General features: G+C 69.1%; 17 protein-coding genes. 6 read left to right on the forward strand and 11 right to left on the reverse strand.

Annotated features, from left to right (window positions below):
• Together AOQ53_RS13710 and AOQ53_RS13715 are read left to right on the forward strand one after the other, a co-directional pair.
• Positions 1-196: response regulator transcription factor (locus AOQ53_RS13710; RefSeq protein WP_148640319.1), on the forward strand; the 196-nt coding region annotated here is incomplete at its 5' end.
• Positions 197-250: 54 nt separating this feature from the next.
• Entirely contained in the window at positions 251-1,708 is a 1,458-nt protein-coding gene (locus tag AOQ53_RS13715) for a peptidoglycan D,D-transpeptidase FtsI family protein (RefSeq protein WP_059417320.1), read from the forward strand.
• Between the two features lie 90 nt (positions 1,709-1,798).
• Here AOQ53_RS13715 and AOQ53_RS13720 read toward each other — a convergent pair whose 3' ends face one another.
• The gene (locus AOQ53_RS13720; RefSeq protein WP_059417321.1) at positions 1,799-3,256 is read right to left on the reverse strand and encodes an NCS2 family permease; all 1,458 of its coding nucleotides are present in this window, start codon (positions 3,254-3,256) and stop codon (positions 1,799-1,801) included.
• A gap of 269 nt (positions 3,257-3,525) precedes the next feature.
• Between AOQ53_RS13720 and AOQ53_RS13725 the strand changes: the two genes are divergently transcribed.
• The 3 genes from AOQ53_RS13725 (at position 3,526) to AOQ53_RS13735 (ending at position 5,897) form a co-directional block, all read left to right on the forward strand.
• Positions 3,526-4,131 (forward strand): SigE family RNA polymerase sigma factor, encoded by a 606-nt coding sequence (locus AOQ53_RS13725; RefSeq protein ID WP_059417322.1) that lies wholly within the window; start codon positions 3,526-3,528, stop codon positions 4,129-4,131.
• Positions 4,128-4,979, forward strand: a complete 852-nt coding sequence (locus tag AOQ53_RS13730; RefSeq protein WP_059417323.1) for a hypothetical protein — start codon at positions 4,128-4,130, stop codon at positions 4,977-4,979. The genes AOQ53_RS13725 and AOQ53_RS13730 overlap by 4 nt, the downstream gene beginning before the upstream one ends.
• 84 nt (positions 4,980-5,063) lie before the next feature.
• Positions 5,064-5,897 (forward strand): pectate lyase, encoded by an 834-nt coding sequence (locus AOQ53_RS13735; protein WP_059417324.1) that lies wholly within the window; start codon positions 5,064-5,066, stop codon positions 5,895-5,897.
• A gap of 267 nt (positions 5,898-6,164) precedes the next feature.
• On the opposite strand, the gene AOQ53_RS13740 is transcribed toward AOQ53_RS13735, so the two are convergent.
• Positions 6,165-7,334, reverse strand: a complete 1,170-nt coding sequence (locus tag AOQ53_RS13740) for a right-handed parallel beta-helix repeat-containing protein (RefSeq protein WP_059417325.1) — start codon at positions 7,332-7,334, stop codon at positions 6,165-6,167.
• 244 nt (positions 7,335-7,578) lie between these two features.
• On the opposite strand from AOQ53_RS13740, the gene AOQ53_RS13745 reads away from it, so the two are divergent.
• The gene (locus tag AOQ53_RS13745; RefSeq protein WP_059417326.1) at positions 7,579-9,798 is read left to right on the forward strand and encodes a family 43 glycosylhydrolase; all 2,220 of its coding nucleotides are present in this window, start codon (positions 7,579-7,581) and stop codon (positions 9,796-9,798) included.
• Here the strand turns inward: AOQ53_RS13745 and AOQ53_RS13750 are convergent.
• The 9 genes from AOQ53_RS13750 to AOQ53_RS13790 form a co-directional block, all read right to left on the reverse strand.
• Positions 9,795-10,592: an HAD family acid phosphatase gene (locus AOQ53_RS13750; protein ID WP_059417327.1), complete on the reverse strand. Its 798-nt coding sequence runs from the start codon at positions 10,590-10,592 to the stop codon at positions 9,795-9,797. The two genes, AOQ53_RS13745 and AOQ53_RS13750, sit on opposite strands and share 4 nt — an antisense overlap.
• Before the next feature lie 127 nt (positions 10,593-10,719).
• On the reverse strand, positions 10,720-11,877 hold the full coding sequence (locus tag AOQ53_RS13755; protein ID WP_059417328.1) for a dienelactone hydrolase family protein: 1,158 nt from the start codon (positions 11,875-11,877) through the stop codon (positions 10,720-10,722).
• Positions 11,864-13,129, reverse strand: a complete 1,266-nt coding sequence (locus AOQ53_RS13760) for a pectate lyase family protein (RefSeq protein WP_059417329.1) — start codon at positions 13,127-13,129, stop codon at positions 11,864-11,866. Before AOQ53_RS13760 ends, AOQ53_RS13755 begins: the two co-directional genes overlap by 14 nt.
• The gene (locus AOQ53_RS13765; protein WP_059417330.1) at positions 13,122-14,153 is read right to left on the reverse strand and encodes a pectinesterase family protein; all 1,032 of its coding nucleotides are present in this window, start codon (positions 14,151-14,153) and stop codon (positions 13,122-13,124) included. Before AOQ53_RS13765 ends, AOQ53_RS13760 begins: the two co-directional genes overlap by 8 nt.
• 1 nt (position 14,154) lies before the next feature.
• Positions 14,155-15,309, reverse strand: coding sequence for a pectinesterase family protein (locus AOQ53_RS13770; protein ID WP_059417331.1), 1,155 nt, complete (start codon positions 15,307-15,309; stop codon positions 14,155-14,157).
• A 105-nt stretch (positions 15,310-15,414) separates the two neighbouring features.
• The gene (locus AOQ53_RS13775; RefSeq protein WP_059417332.1) at positions 15,415-16,740 is read right to left on the reverse strand and encodes a pectate lyase family protein; all 1,326 of its coding nucleotides are present in this window, start codon (positions 16,738-16,740) and stop codon (positions 15,415-15,417) included.
• A gap of 34 nt (positions 16,741-16,774) precedes the next feature.
• Entirely contained in the window at positions 16,775-17,572 is a 798-nt protein-coding gene (locus tag AOQ53_RS13780; RefSeq protein WP_059417333.1) for a rhamnogalacturonan acetylesterase, read from the reverse strand.
• Between the two features lie 141 nt (positions 17,573-17,713).
• Entirely contained in the window at positions 17,714-19,060 is a 1,347-nt protein-coding gene (locus AOQ53_RS13785) for an ABC transporter substrate-binding protein (RefSeq protein ID WP_059417334.1), read from the reverse strand.
• A 51-nt stretch (positions 19,061-19,111) separates the two neighbouring features.
• A complete protein-coding gene (locus AOQ53_RS13790; protein WP_059417335.1) occupies positions 19,112-21,097 on the reverse strand; it encodes a pectinesterase family protein in 1,986 nt (661 codons plus the stop codon).
• Positions 21,098-21,139: the final 42 nt, after the last annotated feature.

Below are 21,139 nucleotides of genomic sequence, written 5' to 3' on the forward strand. Positions count from 1 at the left end.
GCTCACGGGACGCGAGCGGGAGGTGCTGCGGCACATGGCGGCGGGCCTGACCAACGCGGAGATCGCCCGCCGGATGGAGGTCGGCCCCGCCACGGTGAAGTCGCACGTGGCGGCGGTGCTGGCCAAGACGGGCACCCGGGACCGTACGCAGGCGGTCATCGCGGCGTACGAGGCGGGCTTCCTGAACGCCGGATGAGAAAACGGGTCGGGTGGGAACGATCCGCCCGGTGTAATTCGTCCTCAGTTCGGGATGAACAAGACGATCAGGCGAGCCTCGGTCTTCGCGCTGCTGCTGGTGTTCGCTCTGCTGGTCAGGGCGACGTGGGTGCAGTTCTACGAGGGCCAGGCGCTCGCAGACGACAAGGACAACCGGCGGAACGCGATCGAGACGTACTCGGCGCCGCTCGGGAACATCATCGTGGGCGGCCGGTCGGTCACCGGCTCGGCCCCGACGACGACCGGCGACCTCAAGTACAAGCGCACGTACACGGACGGCGAGCTGTACGCGGCGGTGACGGGCTACGCGTCGCAGGCGTACGCGCCGACCCAACTGGAGGGCATCTACACCGACCTGCTCAACGGCACGGACAGCCGGCTGAAGTCCGTGATGGACACCCTCACCAACCAGCGGGCCGACCCGGGCAACGTCGTCACGACGATCGACCCGGACGTGCAGAAGGCGGCGTACGACGCGCTCGGCGACAAGAAGGGCGGGGCCGTCGCCATCGACCCGAAGACCGGGAAGATCCTCGCGGTCGTGTCGACCCCGTCGTACGACCCCTCGTCGCTGACCGACGCCAACACGGCGGGAGTGGCCTGGAAGAAGCTCACCTCGGACCCGGACAAGCCCCTGACCAACCGTGCGCTGCGCCAGCCGCTGCCGCCGGGTTCGACGTTCAAGCTGGTCGTGGCGGCGGCAGCGCTGGAGGACGGGCTGTACTCGTCGGTGGACGAGAAGACCGACAGTCCGAACCCGTACCCGCTGCCGGGCACGACCGGGGTGCTGGAGAACGAGAACCCGAGTGCGCCGTGCGCGAACGCCTCGATCCGGGTGGCGTTGCAGTACTCCTGCAACAACGTCTTCGGGAAGATGGCCGTCGACCTGGGCCAGGAGAAGGTCAAGGCGATGGCCGAGAAGTTCGGCTTCAACGACGACAAGCTGGACGTGCCGGTGCGGGCCTACACGAGCGTGTACCCGTCGGACATGTATCCCTCGGAGACGGCCCAGACGGGCATCGGCCAGTTCGACGTCACGGCGACGCCGCTCCAGATGGCCATGGTGTCGGCGGCCATAGCCAACGGCGGCAAGCTGGTTTCGCCCCATATGGTTTCGCAGATCACCAACAGCGGTGGTGATGTGTTGCAGGACTACGACGACGAGGCGGGCTCGAAGGAGATCGTCAGCTCATCGACCGCCGAGCAGTTGCAGTCGGCGATGCAGACGGTCGTGGAGGAGGGCACCGGCACGAACGCCCAGATCCCGGGCGCGACCGTGGGCGGCAAGACGGGTACGGCCCAGCACGGCGAGAACAACAGCGAGGTGCCGTACGCCTGGTTCACCTCGTACGGGAAGTCCGACTCGTCGGGCAAGGAGGTCGCCGTGGCGGTCGTCGTGGAGCAGTCGAACGCGGCCCGCTCGGAGGTCAGCGGCAACGGCCTGGCGGCGCCGGTCGCCAAGGCGATGATGGAAGCTGCGTTGAAGGACTGAACCTCCGCCGCCCGAAAGCCGTCTGTACAGACAGATGGGCCGCCCCCTTCCCCCCGGGGGCGGCCCTTCGCCGTCACTGCACGCCTGGCGTCACTTGGCTCCGAGCAGCTGCTCGATCGGGTCGATCGCGAAGTACACGAGGAACAGCGCCGAGGTCCCCCACAGCAGCCAGTGGACCTCCTTGGCCTTGCCGAGCACGGTCTTGATGACGACGTAGGCGAGGAAGCCGGCGCCGATGCCGTTGGTGATGGAGTAGGTGAACGGCATCACGGCGATGGTGAGGAACGCGGGGATGGCGATGTCGTAGCGGTCCCAGTCGATGTGCTTGACCTGGGTCATCATCAGGAAGCCGACGGCGACCAGGGCGGGGGCGGCCGCCTGGAGCGGGACGATGGTGAGCAGCGGGGTCAGGAACAGCGCGAGGCCGAACAGTGAGCCGGTGACCAGGTTGGAGAAGCCGGTGCGCGAGCCCTCGCCGACGCCGGCCGCCGACTCGATGTAGGAGGTCGCCGAGGAGGCCGAGGCCGCACCGCCCGCGACCGCCGCGGCACCGTCGATCAGCAGCACCCGGCCGAGGTTCGGGACCTTGCCCTCTTCGTCGAGCAGGCCGGCCTCGGCGCTGATGCCGACGACCGTGCCCATGGTGTCGAAGAAGTCCGACAGGATCAGGGTGAAGATCAGCAGGACGACGGTGATGACCCCGACGCCGGGGGCGCTGAAGGCACCGAACAGGTCGAAGTCGCCGATGAGTCCGAAGTCGGGGGCGTCGACGAGCTTGTCGGGCCAGGACGGTGTGGTCAGGCCCCAGCTCTTGATGTCGGCTATGGAGTTGATCACTATCGCCAGCGCCGTCATGGTGACGATGCTGATCAGGATGGCGCCCTTGACCTTGCGGGCGAGCAGGCCGATCGTCAGCAGGACGCCGAGGCAGAAGACGAGAATCGGCCATCCGGTGAGCGTTCCCGTGCCGCCCAGCTGAACCGGCACGGTGGTGTTCGCGGCGTCCGGGATGCGGCTGACGAACCCGGCGTCGACGAAGCCGATGAAGGCGATGAACAGGCCGATGCCGACGCTGATCGCCTGCTTGAGCGGCTGGGGTATGGCGTGCATGACGGCCTCGCGCAGGCCGGTCACCACCAGTACGCAGATCAGCAGGCCTTCGAGGACGATCAGGCCCATCGCGTCGTCCCAGCTCATCAGCGGGGCGATCTGGAAGGCGACCACGGCGTTCAGGCCGAGTCCGGCGGCGAGCGCGAGGGGCAGATTGCCGCCCACGCCCATGATGATCGTCATGACCGCGGCCACCAGGGCGGTGGCGGTGGTGAGTTGGACGGCGTCCAGCTGGTGCCCGAACTTGTCCTTCGCGCTGCCCAGGATGATGGGATTCAGGACAAGGATGTAGGCCATCGTGAAGAACGTGGCGAAGCCGCCGCGTATCTCACGGCCGAAGGTGGATCCCCGCTCGGAGATCTTGAAGAACCGGTCGACGCTGTTCACCGCTGGTGGTGCGGCGTCGGGCCGGTCGGCCACCTTCTGCGATTCGGACATGACTGGTGCTCCTCGGTGCCTGGGTGATCGGTGTGCGGATGCTGGCTGGATTGTTCCCGCGTTGAACCACGTTCAGGTTTTCTTCGTGTTACGGAATCAGAGTCCGGCCCGCCATACGCCGTTCGAAGCTCCGTACGAACCATCCTGAGAACGCTGCTACGCTTCCCGATCTCGTCCGGACCTCCCCCGGATGATCACATGTCATCAACATGACACTCACAGGCACCCCGGCCGGGAGTGTCCGAAGCCGCTGCGAGGAGAGGTCGCCCGTGGGCACAGTCGTCGACGACGCCGCCTCCGTGGAGTTCCACGCCTTCTTCGAGCGTCACTACGCAGAGCTGTCCCGCCTGGCCTACCTGCTGACGGGCGAGTCGGACGCCGCCGACGACCTGGCGGCGGACGCGTTACTGGCGCTGTGGCACCGCTGGGACCGGGTGCGCGCGGCCGACCATCCGGCGGCGTACGCGCGCGGTGTGGTCGCCAACCTGGCCCGTACCCGGATCCGCAGCGCCGTGCGGGAGCGGCGGCGCATCGCCCTGTTCTGGTCGCAGCGCGAGGAGAACACCGAGAACCCGGACGTCGCGGGCGTGGTCGACGTCCAGGAGGCGTTGCGCAGGCTGCCGTTCCGCAAGCGGGCCTGTGTGGTGCTGCGGCACGCGTTCGACCTCTCGGAGAAGGACACCGCGCTCGCCCTCGGCGTCTCGGTGGGTACGGTGAAGAGCCAGACCTCCAAGGGAATGGCCGAACTCCAGCGGTTGCTGGGCACACAGGGCGTACCGCGGCGGATGCACGCGACGGTGGGCGCTCCCCGTTGCTCGCCGGTCGTGGAAAGCTTGCGGGCGCGCACCGGTGAGGGCGGAGGAAGGGAGCGATGACCATGCGGCGGGACGTGCACGAGGAGCTGCGCGCCCGGCTGCACGAGGCGGCCGGGACGCACGAGCCCGAGCGGGAGCGCATCCTGGCCCGGGTCGAGCGCGGTATGGCCGCTCCGGCCGGCTCCGGGCACCGGGCGACGCGTCCGCCCGTGTTCGGGTGGATGCGGGTGGCCGGTGCGACGGCCGCGGTGGCGGGTGTGCTGGCGGTGGGCGGTTACGCGGTCGCGTCCGCGGTGAAGGAGGAGACCTCCCCGCAGCAGCAGGACGTGGCGACGTCTCCGACCCCCACGCCCACGCCGTCGCCGGAGGCGACGAGCCGGGCCCCCGCGCCGCCGGTGGATCCCACACCGTCCGCCCCGCCGGAGCACCGCGAGTCCGCTCCACCGCCCTCGCGGACGCCGAGCACCTCCGTCACCGGGCGGCCGCCCGCCGCCACGGAGGACGGGCCGCTGTGGTCGGACGGCTCGGTCGACCCGCACAGCAACGACTTCTGGGCGCAGAGCAACATCACGATCAAGACGCGCGAGGAACTGACCGCGCTGACCGTGCGGTTGAGCATCGCCCAGACCGGCGGGGTCTCCGACGCGGGCGCCTGGCGGTCGCTGCCCGAGCAGGACTTCACACTCACGGTCGGCGAGCGGGACGGCTTCCTCGTCTACACCTGGACCCTCAAGGAGGGCCGTAAGGTCCCGGCGGGCGAGTGGGTGTTCGCGGGCCAGTTCGGCCACGAGCGCGGCGGCCGTGACGCCGGGGCCGACCGCTACGCGCTGACGGCCGCGGCCGGTTCGGAGCGGCTGTCCGTGGGCGGTGGCTTCGCGGCCGTGGACGACGCCGAAGACGACTCGTGAAAAATTCCTGAAGCCACGGCAACCCATTCCTCACCAGTGGCGACCACCAGGCGCAAGAGTCACCCCCCATTGAGGAATCGGTACATGACTGCACCAGCAGAACAGCGCGTCCGCCATCGCCGCCGGGTCACCAAGCGGCGGGCGCTGATCGCCGGGTTATCGGCGTTCGGCATCACGGGAGCGGCGATCGTCACCACGTCGATGCTGTCCACCGCGGGCGCCGCGTCCTCCTGGCCCACGGACAAGGGCAAGACGCCCGTGTCGCAGACCATCCCGGTCTCCGGTGTCCGCGACGGCGGGATGAAGATGTTCTACGGCTCCGGCGCGCTCGGCGGCGACAGCCAGGACGAGGGTCAGGCCCCCCTCTTCGAGCTGGCCGACGGCGCGGTGCTGAAGAACGTCATCATCGGCACCCCGGCCGCGGACGGTGTGCACTGCAAGGGCAGCTGCACGCTCCAGAACGTGTGGTGGACGGACGTCGGCGAGGACGCGGCCAGCTTCAAGGGCAAGTCGTCGTCGGCCGTGTACAAGGTGATCGGCGGCGGCGCGAAGAACGCCGACGACAAGGTGCTCCAGTTCAACGGCGCAGGCACGCTGAACGTGTCGGGCTTCCAGGTGCAGAACGCCGGGAAGCTGGTGCGCTCCTGCGGCAACTGCAAGACGCAGTACAAGCGCACGGTCGTGCTGAACGACATCGACGTCACCGCGCCGATGAACTCGATCGTCGGCGTGAACGCCAACTACGGCGACACGGCCACGCTGTCGAAGATCCGCATCCACGGCGACAGCAAGAAGAAGATCAAGACGTGTGTGCGCTTCGAGGGCAACAACACGGGCAAGGAGCCCAAGGAGCTGACCCCGCCCGGGCCGGACGGCAAGACCTGCAAGTTCAAGGCCTCGGACATCAGCTACCAGTGATGCCGCAGCACGTGTGAGCTCCGGCCTGCCCGAATCCCCCTTGGGCCGGCCGGATGCCGGATGTCCGGGCCCCCAGTCGGACTTCCCGGCACCCGACCCTCCGGAGCCCCCCTCCGGACGGTCGAACAGCCCCGGCCGAGCCCCCCTCGGCCGGTCGGCAGGACGCCCCCGCCGGTTCGCACCGGCGGGGGCGTCGTCGTGTGCGCGCGCTCGGCGGAGTCCCTAGAAGTACGACGAGCCGTTCGAGGCCCGAGGTTAAAGATCAAGCTAGGGGGTGTCCGCAAAGTCCATCGTCGAACCGATGGCCGTGGAGCCGGTCGTCAGGAACGTGGTCGCGGGGAGGGAGCCGTCCGCCCGGCGCGCTCCGTACGCGCTTCTCGCGTCCGTCGACCTGAAGGGCGGGGTGGCGACGCCGCTGTCCCAGTTGTTGCCGGCGGAGACGGCCGAGGACCCCGGTTCGGCGGGGCCGCCCTTGTCGCCCACGGCGAGGTTCTCGCCGAGGCGGGCCTTGCCCGTGGCGAAGTAGAAGCCCTTGTGGGCGTTGGCGTACGTGGTGTTGCGGTTCACGGCGATGGGACCGGTGTTGGAGTTCTCGGTGAAGCCGTGCAGCGCGTTGCCCCAGGCGGCGTTGTTGCTGACGACATGGGCGACCGATGCTCCGCCGCCACCCAGTTCGAAACCGTTGCCGTTGCCCTCGAAGGCCGGGTCGTTCCAGCGGTTCTCGCCGTTGCCGAAGGCCCAGGAGTGCTCGATGGTGACCGGTGAGGAGAACTGCCAGAGGTCGAGGCCGTCGTCGGAGTTGTTGTACAGCCGGGCGCCGGTGATCCTGTTGCCCGTCCCGGAGCCGAACTTGACGGCGATGCCGTCGGCGTTCTGGCCGTGGCCGGCCGGGTCGTAGTTGCCGTGGCTGTCCAGGTTCTGCACGAGGTTGCCGGTGGTGCCGTCGCCGCGCAGGGTGAAGCCGGAGTCGCCGTTGTCCGCGGTGACGAGGTTCTTGAAGATGCCGCCGGCGGAGGACGTGGCGACGAAGCCCTGGGCCGGTGAGTTGACGAAGGCGAGGTTCTCGACGGTCCAGTGGTCGCCGTGGAGGGCGGCGAGCCAGGAGCCGTCTGGCAGTTCGGAGCCGTCGATCCGGACCTTCTCGCTGCCGTACGCCCGCAGGGTGATACGCGCCGAACGGGTGCCGTTCGCCGTGGACTTGAGAGTCGCGGCCGGGTAGTAGGTGCCGCCGCGAACCTGGATGGTGGTCCCCGCGGTGGCGTTCTTCACGGCTGCTTCGAGCTGTGCCGCGGTGGAGACGGTGACCGTCGACGAGGCGGCCTGCGCGCCGCCGCCGGAGAGCCCGAGGTAGACGCCGCCCGCCCCCGAGGCGCAGGCCACCGCGGCGGCGATGGCGAGCGTACGTGTCCTGCGGTGGCGTCCTGCGCTGAGCAGCACGGAGCGTTCCTTTCCTGGGGAATGGGGACGGAAACGGTTCGGAGGGGCCCGCTCCGGTGCGTTTCCGACCAACAGTCGCCGCCGTGCCGCGAAAGGGTTGCCGCCGTCACGTGCTCGGCGCCCGACCTTCCGAAATTTTCGGAACCACTGGCCTCATGCACACCCGTTGACGCCCTGTCCCCGTGCGGTGAAACTCCGAGAGCCGCTATCCAACAGAATCCCCCAGACTCCGACAGGAAGTGTCATGCGCCCCCGCACGCTCCTGCTGCCGTTCCTGGCCCTGACCGGCCTCCTCCTGACCCTTCTCACGGCGCCACCCAGCACCGCGGACCCCGGAGCCCCACCCGTGAAGCACTCCAAGTACGCCGGCTACCTCTTCGCCTACTTCACGGGCGAAGGCACCGCCGACGGCGAGCAGATCCGTTACGCCCTCAGCCGGGGCAACGACGCGCTGCACTGGCGTGAGCTGAACGCCGGCAAGCCGGTCCTGACGTCGACGATCGGCGAGAAGGGCCTGCGCGACCCGTTCGTGATCCGCTCCCCCGAGGGCGACAAGTTCTATCTGATCGCCACCGACCTGCGGATGTACAAGAACTCCAGCGGCAGCTGGGACCAGGTCCAGCGGCACGGCAGCAAGTCGATCATGGTCTGGGAGTCCACCGACCTGGTCAACTGGACCGACCAGCGCCTGGTGAAGGTCTCCCCGGACAACGCGGGCAACACCTGGGCCCCGGAGGCCTACTGGGACGACGAGCTCGGTGAGTACGTCGTCTTCTGGGCGTCGAAGCTGTACGCCGACGACGACCCGGAGCACAAGGGCAACACGTACAACAAGATGATGTACGCGACGACCAAGGACTTCCGGACCTTCAGCGAGCCGAAGATCTGGAACGACCCCGGCTACTCGGTGATCGACTCCACGGTCGTCAAGTACAAGGACGAGTACTACCGCTACACCAAGGACGAGCGGGACCCCAGCTCCTCCAGCCCCTGCTCGAAGTTCATCACCGGTGAGAAGTCGACGTCCCTGACCTCGACCAAGTACGACTTCGTGGCCGACTGCATCGGCAAGGGCGCGATGGACCGCGGTGAGGGCCCGACGGTGTTCAAGTCGAACACCGAGAAGAAGTGGTACCTGTTCATCGACGAGTACGGCGGCCGCGGCTACATCCCGTTCGAGACCACCGACCTCGCCTCGGGCAAGTGGACCCCGTCCACGGACTACCAGCTCCCGGCGAGCCCCCGGCACGGCACGGTGCTCCCGGTGACGCAGAAGGAGTACGACCGGCTGCTGGCGGCGTACCCGTCGACGCCCGCCTCGGTCGTGGACGCGACGGCGAAGCACCAGAAGGGCTACTCCATCGTCACGGGCAGCGCCTCGAAGGTCGTGCTGCCGATGGAGCCCAACGCCGATCTGCGCGGCCTCGCCCCGAAGCTGTGGGTGGGCAAGGGCGCGACGCTGAGCCCGAAGTCCGGCACCCGGCGCGACTTCCGCACGCCGCAGAAGTACACCGTGACAGCGGCCGACGGCACCAAGCGCACCTGGACGGTCGAGGCGGTCCGCACCCGCAGCCCCATGCTGCCCGGCCTGAACGCCGACCCGGACGTGCACTACCTGAACGGCAGGTACTGGATCTACCCGACGACGGACGGCTTCCAGGGCTGGAGCGGCACGAAGTTCAAGGCGTACTCGTCGAAGGACCTGGTCCACTGGAAGGACCACGGCGTCATCGTCGACCTCGGGCCTGACGTGACCTGGGCCGACAAGTACGCCTGGGCGCCCGCGATCGCCGAGCGGAACGGCAAGTACTACTTCTACTTCTGCGCCGAGCAGCAGATCGGCGTGGCGGTGGCCGACTCCCCCGCCGGCCCCTTCAAGGACGCGCTCGGCAAGCCGCTGGTCGCCAAGGGCGGATCGCTCAAGGGCCAGATGATCGACCCGTCGGTCTTCACGGACGACGACGGGCAGGCGTACCTGTACTGGGGCAACGGACGCGGGTACGTCGTTCCGCTGGGCGACGACATGGTGTCCTTCGACGCGTCGAAGGTGCAGGACATCACCCCGGACAACTTCCGCGAGGGCGCCTTCGTGATCAAGCGGAAGGGCACGTACTACTTCATGTGGTCGGAGGACGACACCCGCAGCGAGAACTACCACGTGGCGTACGCGACGGGACCGTCCCCGCTCGGCCCGTGGACCAAGCGAGGGACGATCCTTCAGAAGCGGCCCGAGTACGGCATCCTCGGCACCGGTCACCACTCGGTGGTGAACACCCCCGGCACCGACGACTGGTACATGGTCTACCACCGCTTCGCCCTCAACGGCCCCGGCAGGCCCGGCGGCGACGGCATGCACCGCGAGACCACCATCGACCGCATGGAGTTCGCGGCGGACGGCACGATCAAGCCGGTGGTGCCGACGCTGGAGTCGGTGAAGCCGGTACGGACGAAGGAGAGTGACTAACCGACGAAGTACGTCGGGTTGGGCAGCTTGTAGGTCCTGTCGGCGTAGCCGCCCTCGAGGTCCGAGTACTGGTCGCCGAAGTTGGCGATGATCTCGTACCCGAGGTCCTTCTCGATGTGCTGACGGGTGCCGGACTTGTACTGCACGGTGGTGCAGGTCCAGGCGCCCGGCGTGGCGCAACCGCTCAGGTACGAGGGCGGGTTCGCGGTGTTCTTGAGGAACATGTGGTCGGCGTCGAGGTTCACCTCGACGCCGACCTTCTTCAGGTTCTCGACCGCTGCGGAGCGCTGCGCCTCGCTCAGGCCCGAGTTGTAGAAGACCTCGACGCCCTTCTTCTCGGCGTACCGCACCAGCTCGGGGCTGCCGAAGACGGCCGGGCGGTCGGCCTTGTTGACGTAGGCCGCCCAAGTGGCCGAGTTGTAGGTGTAGTTGTTGCGCTTCTCGTAGTCCAGGCTGAGCAGCAGCGTGTCGTCGATGTCGAAGACGACGGCGGGCTTCTCGCCCTTGTGCCGCGCCTTGCGGGCGGCCTGGTCGATGTACTTTCTCGCGGACGCGTCGAGGCGCGCGAGGTCCTTGGCGTAGGGGCTGTCGGCGGACGCCTGGTAGACGCCGTTCGCGTCTGCCGTGGTGCCGTAGTAGCTGTCGATGTCCTTGACCAGGAGCCCGATGTTGTAGGGCTCGTGCGTGGAGTTGGCCGTGGACTGACCGGCGGTGGCCGCGCCGGCGCCGTAGAGGGCGGCGCCGGCGACGGCACAGGCCGTGGCGACGGCCGCGATACGCAGTGGCTTATGCATGACAAGTCTTCTACGCGCGTCACCCGCCTGGACGCCAGACGCTTTACCCGATCGAGACCTTGAGTGGGCCAAAAAACGGGTCAAGCGCCCCGGGAGGCGGGTCAGTTCATCGAGGATGGAGCGGGGTTCACAGGACGGAGTCGAGCCATGTGAAGACCTCGTCCTGCATGCGGTCGACGAAGACGTGGCCGAGGTCGGGCCAGGTCTTGAGGTGCAACCGCTCCTCGGCGTGGTGCGAACGCCAGAGGGCGCGCAGCTTGTCGTGGGCCACCCGTACGCCGTCGGCGGGGAAGAGGGTGTCCAGCGCGCCGCTGAAGAAGAGCATCGGCCTGGGTGCGGCGATGCCCGCCACGTCGGGGAAGTCGAGGAACCGGGGCAGGCCCGGGTGGAGCATGTAGTACGACGACTGCCCGCGCAGCGTGTTGTTGCCGGGCACCATCATTTCCTTCAGGCCGGTCATCCAGCACACGCTCGCGGCGGCCGCGATGTCGTCGCTGAGGGCGGCGGTCTGCCAGGCGCGGTAGGCGCCCATGGAGAAGCCGACGGCCGCGACCCGGCGGGCGTCCACGCGGTCGAGGCCGGCCAGGAACCCGGCGGCGCGGGCGTCCTCGCGTGCCATGAGTCCGGCGAGTGAGGAGCCGAGGTTGTAGAAGTTGGCGGCCAGGGCCTGCTGCTGCTCGTAGGCGAGGGGCCCGCGGTCGCCCCAGCCGAGAGCGTCCAGGCACAGCACCACATAGCCCCGCCGGGCCAGTTCGTCGCCGACGAACCGCCCGCTGAAGTACTTGTCCGCCCAGGCCCGGGCGGACGTGAGACGCGTGTCGTCGTACCAGGGCCGGACCAGTTTCTCCTTGCCGATGTCGAACTTGGCGCCGTGGTCGTGCAGGAGCAGCACGGCGGGGAAGGGCCCGCGGCCGTGCGGGGTGAGCAGTACGCCGCGCACCCGTTCGTGGCGGGTGAGGGAGACGGTGACCAACTCCCTTGTGTAACCCTCCCCTTGGGCACGGCCACCGACCTCCGGTGCGTACGGCGTCCCGTCCTGCCGTTCGACGAGCAGGTGCTCCTCGACCGTGGCCCGGGCGGCACGCCGCCAGGCGCGGAAGTCGCGGATCGGGGATCTCCCCCAGGCGAGCGGGAAGGTCAGGGCGTCCTTCAGCGCCGGGTGGAAGTCGGGCAGCGGACCGTCCACGACGGCCGCCGCCGCCCCGCTCACCGGTCCCCCGGCGAGCAGCGCCGTGCTCGCCCCGACCACGAACGTCCGCCGGCCGAGCCGCTCATGGGTGCCCATACGACCTCCCTGTTCCGGCGTGCCGCAGCACGTACCGCTCGACCGCCGACGGGGACGTCAGGGCGCGGTAGTCGTACACCTCGGCGGGATCCCAGCCGACGTCGGTTTCGAGGCCCAGACCGCTCGCCACGGCGTTGAGCCGGGCGGGCCGGCCGTTGAACCAGGAGCCGGTGTCGCGGAACCGTTCGCCCCCGTAGTCCGCGACGGCGAGCGACGGCCCGCCCCCGGGATACCGGAAGACATTGCGCTCGGAGAAGATCGCGGACTCCACGCCGACACCCAGGGCGTAGAGCGGCGCCTGCCCCCGGTGGACGTTGTTGACGACGTGCACCTGCCCGAAGCGGACCCGGGGGGCGCGCTGCACGATGCCGCTGAACAGGTTTCGGACGAAGGTCACTTTGAGGTGCCCCCGGTCGCGGTCGCCGCGTCCATCACCCGACCCGATGAGGATCGCCTTGTCGTGGTCCTCGAACCGGCTGTCGGAGACCGTGACGAAGTCGGAGCCGTCCTCGATGTCCAGCAGCCCGTCGTGTCGCTGCACGCGCTCGCCGTGGAAGCCGAGGGGCGCCTCGCGGTCCGGGAAACGGCCGTCGGTGAAAGTGCAGTGGTCGATCCAGATGTGCCTGCCGGTGATCACGGTCAGCGCGTCGAAGCGGGCGTCCCAGCTGCCCCGTGTGCCGTCGCCCGGGGACCAGGTGGTGAAGTGGTCGACGGGCGCCTCCAGGTGCAGGTTCCGCACGATGATGTTGCTGCCGGTGTTGACCGTCAGGAACACCCCGAGCAGCCGGGCGTCGCGGCCCGCGCCGACGAGGGTCGTGTTGCTCGGCACGGTGAGCTGGATCTGTGCCTTCTCCTTGTTCGACCCGGTCTGGCGCAGCTGCCGTTGCTGCTTGCAGTAGTCGTAGCGGGTGTCGGACCAGACGGCGCCGTCCTCGCCGAAGCAGGACATGTACTTGCCGAGGTCGTATCCGGGCGCGTAGTCCTGCTCGCCGAGCAGGGAACCGTCGTCCGCCTCGTGCCCGGAGATGTCACCGGCGACCCGGATGACCTTGGGCGCGGTGGGGGCTCCGTCGTTCGCCAGGGCCTGCTTGAGCTCGGCGCGGGTGTCCACCGTCCAGGTCGTACCGCCCGCCCCGCCGGTGGTTCCCGAGCCGGTGGAGGCCCAGCCGACGGGGGCGCGTTCGGCGGCGGAGGCCGGCGAGGCCGGCCAGAGCAGGCAGAGACCGAGGAGGAGAACCGCGGCCCTACGCATAGGGCCGCCAGTCGCCGAGGTACGTCTCCCTGGTGTGCGACCGGGCCTGGACGCGGGTGAGTTGCGGCCGGTTCTCCGGTACGTGAATCGCCGCCCCGGCCCCCGGGTTCCGGTACTCGGCGAACCGCATCGACTGCCAGGGAAAGGCCTCGCGCATGTTGGTGTACGGGGCCACCGCGTCGATGCCCGGCCCGATCCGGGTCTCCCGCACCACCAGCGACGGCCAGGCCGTGGTCTCGTACGACGGCACCCAGGGCCGGGCCAGCTTGTACGCCCCGTCCTCGGCGCCGGAGGTGATACGGCAGCGGACGGCGAGGATGCCGTACGGGTTCGCCCGGGCCGTGGAGGGCGCGAAGACCATGCCCTTGGGTGTGAAGTCGACGTCCCGTGCCAGTGTGCGGAAGTGGCACTGCTCGAACACGGCGGTCGCCCGCCCGAAGACGAAGTCGACGTCGCCCTCGATGTAACAGTGCCGGAAGTACTGCCGGTCGAAGGTGCCGAGCGCGGTCGTGTCGGTGAAGAGGGTGTCCTGGTGGGCCAGGAAGCGGACGTTGTCGAAGGACGACCGGTCCCCCGTCACGTACGCGGCGACTGCCTGGGTGCCGGTGATATCGGGGTGGTCGGCACGCAACCAGTCGTTGGCGAGGGTGAGGTCGCGGACGGTCAGTCCGGGGGCCGCCGAGGTGAAGGTGGCGGAGCCCGCCGTGCCGTACGTTCCCGAACCGTCGGGCTTCTGGGTGCCGTTGGCGTGGTCGTACACGATGACGACGTCACGCGGGTCGCGGGTCGCCCCGCGCAGGGTCAACTCCGCCTTGTCCGCGGGGATTTTGACGACCTCGCGGTACGTGCCCGGGTGCACGACGACCGTCCAGCGGGGGCCGGTCACCGCGTCCACGGCCGCCTGGACCGAGCCGCCGGGGCGGACGTGCAGGACGCGGTGGCGCGGCGCGGCGGAGGCGGACCGGGAGCCGGCGGCGGTCAGGCCGCCGACGACGCCGGCGACCAGGAGAGTGCGTCGGCGCATCTCAGCACGCCCCCGGTGGCCGCCAGTCGCCGAGCCAGGTGGCACGGGTCGCCGACCGGGCCTGCTCGTCGGTGAGCTGGGGCCGGTTCTCCGGGACGGTGACGACGGCGCCCGGGCCGGTGTTGCGGTATTCGGCGAAGCGCTGGTCCTGCCAGGGGTGGGCGTCCCGCATGTTGGCGTAGGGCGCGACCGCGTCGATGCCCGGGCCCAGCCAGGTGTTGCGCACCGTGAGCATCGGGCGGACGGTGGTGCTGGAGGTGGGCACCCAGGGGCGGGCCAGCTTGTAGTAGCCGTCCGGGGCCTCGCTGCTGACGTGGCCGCGCGTCACGAGGTAGCCGTGCGGGTTGGCGCGCTCCGTGGAGGGGGCGAAGACGAAGCCGTACGGGGCGCCGGACGCGTCGGTGCGGTTCAGGGTACGGAAGTGGCAGTGTTCGAAGACGGCCGTGGCCCGGCCGAAGACGAAGTCGACGTCACCCTCGACGTAGCAGTGCGAGAAGAACTGGCGGGCGACGAGGCTCGCGGAGTTGGAGTCGGCGTACAGGGTGTCCTGGCAGCCGAGGAAGCGGCAGTGGTGGAAGGCCGAGCGGTCGCCCTGCACCTTGATGGCGACGGCCTGGGTGCCGGTGATGTCGGGGTGGTCGGCGCGCAGGAAGTCGTTGGCGAAGGTGATGCGGTGGGCGGTGAAGCCGTCGGCCCGGACGGTGGTGGTGGCGGAGCCGGTGGTGCCGTAGGTGCCGCCGCCGGGCTTGGGCGTCCCGGCCGCGTTGTCGTACACGATCACGACGTCACGGGGGTCCTCGGAGGCGCCGATCCAGGTCGCCTCGGTACGGGTGGCGTCGACGGCGACCGTCTCCCGGTAGGTGCCCGGCGCGATGACCAGCGTCCAGCCGCTGCCTCCCCCAGTGCTGAACGCCTGGGAGGTACCCCCAGCGGCGGCGACGGCTTCCCGGACGGAGGTGTGGTCGCCGCGGCCGTGCGGATCGACGTACAGCGTCTTCGGGTTGAGGCGGGCGGCCGGTGAACCGTACCGGCCGAACGGGCGCTGCCGCCCGGTGGCCCGCGCGGGGACCGGCGCGGGGGCGAGTGCGGCGCCCGCCCCGGCGCTCGCGACGAGGAATCCCCTGCGGGAGAGAGAACGGTGGAAGTGCGAGGACATGCGGCTGCCCCTTCGCGGTGCGGCTCGTGCGGGGTGATGGTCCGAGGAGGGGCCGGCCGGGCGCACCTCGTGGCGTGCGCCCGGACCGGCCGGTTCTCGGGGGCGTCAGCAGATGCGGCCGGCGCCCGCGCGGTGGTCGACGATCCCGGGGACGGCCTTCGCCGGGTCGACCTTGGTCCGCAGGGTCGGCGTCCAGCCGGCGCCCGACCGGAGGGTCTCGCCGGGGATCTCCGCGTTGTGCACGGCGATCAGGTCGGTCAGCTTGCCGTTGACGTGGTTGTTCGCGGCGGTGACCGGCGAATCCATCCACTTCTTGAGGATCTTCGCCGGGCTGACCCCGCTCGGCAGCGTGAAGGCGTTGTGCTCGGCGACGAGCTGGGACTCCTTGCCGATGCCGAAGCTGTAGACGTAGTCCTGTCCGGCCACGTAGTGGTTGTTGTACGTGTCGACCTGCCCGAAGCGGACGCGCGGCGCGCGCTCGACCAGGTTGCGGAACAGGTTGTGGTGGAGCGTCACCTTGAGCTTGCCCCGGTCGCCCACGGCCGTCGACTCGCTGTCGCTGTTGCCGATCATGAGCGTCTTGTCGTGGTCGGCGAAGACGTTCCAGGAGGCGGTGACGTAGTTGGATCCCCGGACGATGTCCAGCTGGCCGTCGTGCTGCTGGTACAGGGTGCCGAAGTACGTCGGTGCCTTGCTGTCGGGGTGGCTGCCGTCGGTGAAGGTGTTGTGGTCCATCCAGACATGGGTGGAGCCGTAGACGACGGCGGTGTCGTACTCGGAGTTCCAGGCGCCCGTGGAGGTGTCGGTCGGGTCCCACTGCGGGAAGCAGTCGAGGGGGCTCTCGAAGGTGAGGTTGCGGACGATGACGTTGTCGACGCCCTTGATCTGGAGGCTGGCGCCCTTGAAGCCCGCGTTCTTCCCGACGCCGATGATGGTGGTGTTGGCGGGCACGTTGGCCTTGATGGCCTGGTCCTGGTTGTCGGCGGAGGCGCGGCGCAGTCCCTCGGGGCTGTCGGCGGGCTCGCCGCTCAGGTCCTTGTCCAGCCCCCACGTCTCGGGCGCGTACTTCTTCAGATAGGCGTCGAAGTCGTACCCGGGCACGGCGAAGGCGTCACACCCCTCGGAGACCGCGTCGATGGTCCCCTTCACCTTGATGATCTTCGGTGCGCTGCCGCCCGCGGCGAGGGCGGCCTTGAACTGGGCCCAGGTGGTCACGGTGTACACGTGCTCGGCGTCCGCGGCGGCACCACCGGTGGTGCCGGTGCCGTACGACCCCCAACCGTCCTTCGCTCCGAGCGTCTGCCGGGCGGGATCGCGGGAGTCGGCCTGGGCGGCGGCGGTGCCGGTGAGGGAGAGCACCAGTGCGGTGCATCCGGCGAGGACGACGACCCTCTTCGTCATGGCATGCCCATGCCATCTACGTGTGTGCATGGCGCGGATCTCCTTTTCCAGGGACGGGGGGGTGTTACGCGGTGGCCTTCGGCCAGGTGATCCAGGACTCGGGAATCGTCTCGTCCAGCCGGCGCACCTCGCTCGGCGCGAGCACCCGCGTACGCAGCAACTCCCGCGCGACCAGCCGCGCCACGGCGATCGCACCGGGCGGGTTGAAGTGCGTGTTGTCCTGCTCGGTCGCGGTCCAGTTGAAGTACTTCTTCGTCTCCTCGACCCCCAGCCTCTGCCACAGCGCGATCGACAGCGCCTGGATGTCGAGCAGCGTCACCTGCTCCTCCTTGGCGAGCGCCCGCATCGCCGCCGGGTATTCGCCGTGCGTCGTCAGAGCCTTGCCGGCCGCGTCGAACTTGCGCCGCTCGACGGACGTGGCGAGCACGGGCCGCGCCCCGCGCGCCCGGGCCCCGTCGATGTACATCCGCAGGTGGTCCTGGTACGTCGTCCAGGGCTCGGTGTACCGGGCGGGGTCGCTCACCTTCGCGTCGTTGTGACCGAACTGGATGAGCAGGAAGTCGCCCGGCTGGATCTGCCGCAGGATGACGCCGAGCCGTCCTTCGTCGACGAAGCTCTTGGAACTGCGGCCGTTGACCGCGTGATTGGCGACCGGCCGATCCTTGTGGAGGAAGAACGGCAGCGCCATTCCCCACCCGGTCTCGGGCGCCGCGTCGGTGTACTTCTGGGCGGCGGTGGAGTCACCGGCGATGTAGAGGGTTCGGGCGCGGCGGCCGGTGGCCTGTGCGGTACCGGTCATGGCGACGGTGAGGGGAACGGCGGCAACAGCGGCCGTGGTGACTTGTCTACGGCTCAGTGACACGACAGACCTTTCGTTCAGCGGGCCCCCGGGGGCGCGGGGGTGCGGTGTTTTCCGTACGCGGCTGCGCCGCGTGTGCGCGACCAGCCCGGGGCGACCCGCAGCCTGCACACCACAGGCCGCCCCAGGGCGAGACCGGGCACCTCAGCCCTTCTGCTGGTCCCACTCCGCCTGAGCCTCGTTCAGCTGATCGGCCATCTTGTCCAGGAAATCCTTGGCGCTCATGTCGCCGAGCAGGACCTTCTGGAAGTCGGGCTCGTTTTCGGCCTTGGAGATGGTGTTCCAGTCCGGCAGGTAGTACGGCAGCTGGACGATGGTGGTGGAGCCGTCGTTGAGGGCCTCGGCGGCGAGCTTGGTCGGCTCGGCCTTGGAGATCCAGGCGTCCTTGGCGGCGTCCGTGTGGGACGGGATGGCGCCGGCCGACTCGTTCCACTTGGAGTTGGACTCGTGCGAGGCGGCGAACTCGATGAACTTCCAGGCGGCCTCCTTGTTCTTGGAGCTCTTGAACAGGCCGAGGCCGTCGACCGGGTTGGAGATCTGGACGCGCTTGCCGCCCGGGCCGGTGGGCTGCGGGATGCCGCGGAACTTGTCGGTGCCGAGCGCCTTCACATGGTCCTGGTAGGAGCCCAGGTTGTGGTTGAGCATCCCGATCGTGCCGGAGTCCCACTGCGAGACCATCTTGGTGAAGTCGTTGTTGAGGTCGGCGGCCGGCGTGTACTTCTTGTACAGACCGGCGTACTTCTCCAGCGCCTCGACGTTCTTCGGGTCGTTGACCGTGGTCTTCTTGCCGCCGGCGTCCCAGAAGGACGTGATGCCGGACTGCCCGTACATCGCGTCCAGCGCCTGGGCGATGGAGCCCGCGCCGCCGCGGATGGTGTAGCCGAACTCGTTCTTCTTGGCGTTGGTGAGCTTCTCGGCGGCCTCGTAGAAGTTCTCCCACGTGGTGGGCGCGTCCAGGCCGGCCTTCTTGAACAGGTCGGTGCGGTAGTAGAGGGTGCCGTTGTTCGCGGAGGTCGGGACCGAGTACAGCGCGTCGCCGCCACCGGCGGACTTCAGCGACTCGACCATGGACTCGTTGAGCTTGCCCTTGAGCGCGGACTTGCCGAGTCGGCCGTCCAGGGGCTCCAGCGCGTTCTGGGCGGCGAACCCGGCGGCCATCGCCGCGCCGACACCGCCGACGTCCGGAAGACCGCCGCCCTGGATGGCGGTGTCGACCTTGGACTGGTACTCGGTGGCGGAGATACCGACGTACTCGACCTTGATGGACGGGTTCGCCTTCTCGAAGTCGGCGATGATCTGCTTCCAGATGTCCGTGCGGACACCGCCGTTGTTGTCCCAGAAGACGATCTCGCCCTTGCCGCTGCCCTCGGCCCCCTTGTCGCCACCGGCGCCGCTGCCGTCGTCACCGCAGGCGGTCGCGGTCAGGGCGAGGACGGAGCCCAGGGCGACGGCCGTGGCCGCGCGCCTGCTTCTGCGGATGCTGCTCTTCATTGATCGGCTCTCTCTTCTGGATCAGACGGAGATATGAAGTTGTGGGGGGGGTCAGTGACGTGCGTGGGGCGCCCAGTTGTCGTTGCCCTTGAGGTACGCGGTGACGGTGTGCGTCCCCGCGTCCTCGTCGCTCATCTGCGGCCGGTCCTGGGTGACAGCGGCCCCCGGCCCGTAGTTCCGGTACTCCGTGAAGCGCGCGTCCTTCCACGAGAACCCGCTCATGTCGGTCCACGGCGAGGCCTTGATCGCGGCGGGCAGCCGGGTGTCGCGGATCAGCACCTGGGCCACCGCGTTCGGCTCGCCGCCCGGGTGCCAGGGCCGGCCGAGGTGGAAGCTCCCGGCCGGCGCGTCGCTCACGATCTTCGAGCGGGTGATCAGGAACCCGTACGGGTTGTCCTTCCACGTCGAGGCGGCCGTGATGTAGCCGTTGTTGGTCGTGGACCCCCGGCTGAGCGCCTTGATCACGGACCGCTCGATCACGGTCGTCGCCCGCCCGTAGATGAAGTCGACGTCGCCCTCGATGTACGAGTCGCGGACATACACCCGGCTGATCACGTTCAGCTTGGGGCTGTCGGTCATCAGGGTGTCCTGGTTGCCCAGGAAGGCGGTGTCCTCGAAGACGATCCGGTCGCCGGTCGTCTTCATGGCGAGGGCCTGCTCGCCCTTCAGCTCGACCGCGGCCTCGTCGAAGTCGTTGCTGAAGGTGAGGTTGCGTGCGGTGACGTCGTTCGCGGCGATCCGCACGGTGGCGCTGCCCGTCGAACCGCCGTACTCGGCGGGCGTGTCGTAGACGATGACGGTGTCGGAGCGGTCGTGTCCAGTCCCCCGGAGCAGGATCTTCGGCTTGGTCGCCGGGATGAACACCTTCTCGCGGTAGGTGCCCGGCGCGACCGCGATCGTCACCGGCACGTCGTTGCCCTCGGGCACGGCGTCCACGGCGGCCTGCACGGTCGGGTAGGCGCCCGGGACGTCGAGGGTCACACCGATCCGCCGCTGCGGACCGGAGAACTTCTTCACCAGGGCGGGGACGGCGGCCGCGGGATCGAGCCGGTAGTCGTAGAAGTCCCGCGGGTCGAAGGCGGCACCCCACTCGTCGGTCCGCCCGCTCGTCTTCCTCAGGATCGAGCCCCGCTCCACCAACTCCGCGGTGGTGTCGGCCTGGTAGGGGTGCTGGACCCGGTCGTAGTAGCTGTTCTCGATGACCATCTTGCTGCGGCCCCGGGACCAGTTCCCGTACGTCCACACGGGGTCGCCATCGGCCACCTGCGCGGAGATGTAGTTGTTGTAGAGGTGCGCGTAGGCGCAGTTGTCCGCCGAGGGATTGCGCTGCTTCGTGCCGGTGAACCAGTTGTGGTCGATGGTGATCTGCGTCTGGACGTTGGACGTCCAGCCGATCCCGAACGCCTTGTTGTGGTCGCTGAACTGGTTGTAGGAGACGGTGACGTACTGGCTGTCCTTGCGGATGTCGAGCAAGCCGTCGCCCATGTGGGTGAAGCGGTTGTGGTCGATCCAGACGTGGTGGACGGCGTCCATCTGGATGGCGTCGAAGTCGTTGGTCTTGCCGTCCCAGTCGCCCTCGACGTAGGAGTCGCGGATCGTCAGGTTGCGGATGATGACGTTGTGCGTGCCGGGGTTGAGGTGCAGTTCGCCGTGGACGATCTCACCGGTGTCGCCGACGCCGATGATCGTCTTGTTCGAGGCGACGACGATGTCCGAGCCGAAGGGCTGGACGGCGACCGCCCCCGCCACCCGGATGACGTACGGCTCCTCGGCGGCCGCGTACTTCGCCAGCGAGGCCTGGTCGGTGACCGTGACGACCTTGCCGCCGGCCCCGCCCGTGGTGCCTCCGGCCAGCGAGGCGAAGCCGTGGGCCTGGTCGGTCCAGCGGGCGGCCGCCGGTGTGGACATCTCGGCGGGGGCGGGTTCGGCGGCCCTCGCCTCCCCGGTCGCGCCCAGTCCCAGGGCGGCGACCAGGCCCGCGACGGCGGCCAGGGCGACACCCGGTCTGGGCAAGCGCTTGCTACGGAGGTGCGTCATTGCGGCTCCCAACAGGCGAGACAGGCGTACAGATGCGGTGGG

The sequence above is a fragment of the Streptomyces azureus genome (assembly GCF_001270025.1).
Classification (GTDB): Bacteria; Actinomycetota; Actinomycetes; order Streptomycetales; family Streptomycetaceae; genus Streptomyces; species Streptomyces azureus.

Excerpts from the sequence above, each read along its gene's own strand:
- AOQ53_RS13715 (WP_059417320.1), top strand. The coding sequence starts at position 251 with ATGAACAAGACGATCAGGCGAGCCTCGGTCTTCGCGCTGCTGCTGGTG.
- AOQ53_RS13720 (WP_059417321.1), bottom strand. The coding sequence starts at position 3,256 with ATGTCCGAATCGCAGAAGGTGGCCGACCGGCCCGACGCCGCACCACCA.
- AOQ53_RS13730 (WP_059417323.1), top strand. The coding sequence starts at position 4,128 with ATGACCATGCGGCGGGACGTGCACGAGGAGCTGCGCGCCCGGCTGCAC.
- AOQ53_RS13735 (WP_059417324.1), top strand. The coding sequence starts at position 5,064 with ATGACTGCACCAGCAGAACAGCGCGTCCGCCATCGCCGCCGGGTCACC.
- AOQ53_RS13745 (WP_059417326.1), top strand. The coding sequence starts at position 7,579 with ATGCGCCCCCGCACGCTCCTGCTGCCGTTCCTGGCCCTGACCGGCCTC.
- AOQ53_RS13750 (WP_059417327.1), bottom strand. The coding sequence starts at position 10,592 with ATGCATAAGCCACTGCGTATCGCGGCCGTCGCCACGGCCTGTGCCGTC.
- AOQ53_RS13755 (WP_059417328.1), bottom strand. The coding sequence starts at position 11,877 with ATGGGCACCCATGAGCGGCTCGGCCGGCGGACGTTCGTGGTCGGGGCG.
- AOQ53_RS13760 (WP_059417329.1), bottom strand. The coding sequence starts at position 13,129 with ATGCGTAGGGCCGCGGTTCTCCTCCTCGGTCTCTGCCTGCTCTGGCCG.
- AOQ53_RS13765 (WP_059417330.1), bottom strand. The coding sequence starts at position 14,153 with ATGCGCCGACGCACTCTCCTGGTCGCCGGCGTCGTCGGCGGCCTGACC.
- AOQ53_RS13770 (WP_059417331.1), bottom strand. The coding sequence starts at position 15,309 with ATGTCCTCGCACTTCCACCGTTCTCTCTCCCGCAGGGGATTCCTCGTC.
- AOQ53_RS13775 (WP_059417332.1), bottom strand. The coding sequence starts at position 16,740 with ATGCACACACGTAGATGGCATGGGCATGCCATGACGAAGAGGGTCGTC.
- AOQ53_RS13785 (WP_059417334.1), bottom strand. The coding sequence starts at position 19,060 with ATGAAGAGCAGCATCCGCAGAAGCAGGCGCGCGGCCACGGCCGTCGCC.
- AOQ53_RS13790 (WP_059417335.1), bottom strand. The coding sequence starts at position 21,097 with ATGACGCACCTCCGTAGCAAGCGCTTGCCCAGACCGGGTGTCGCCCTG.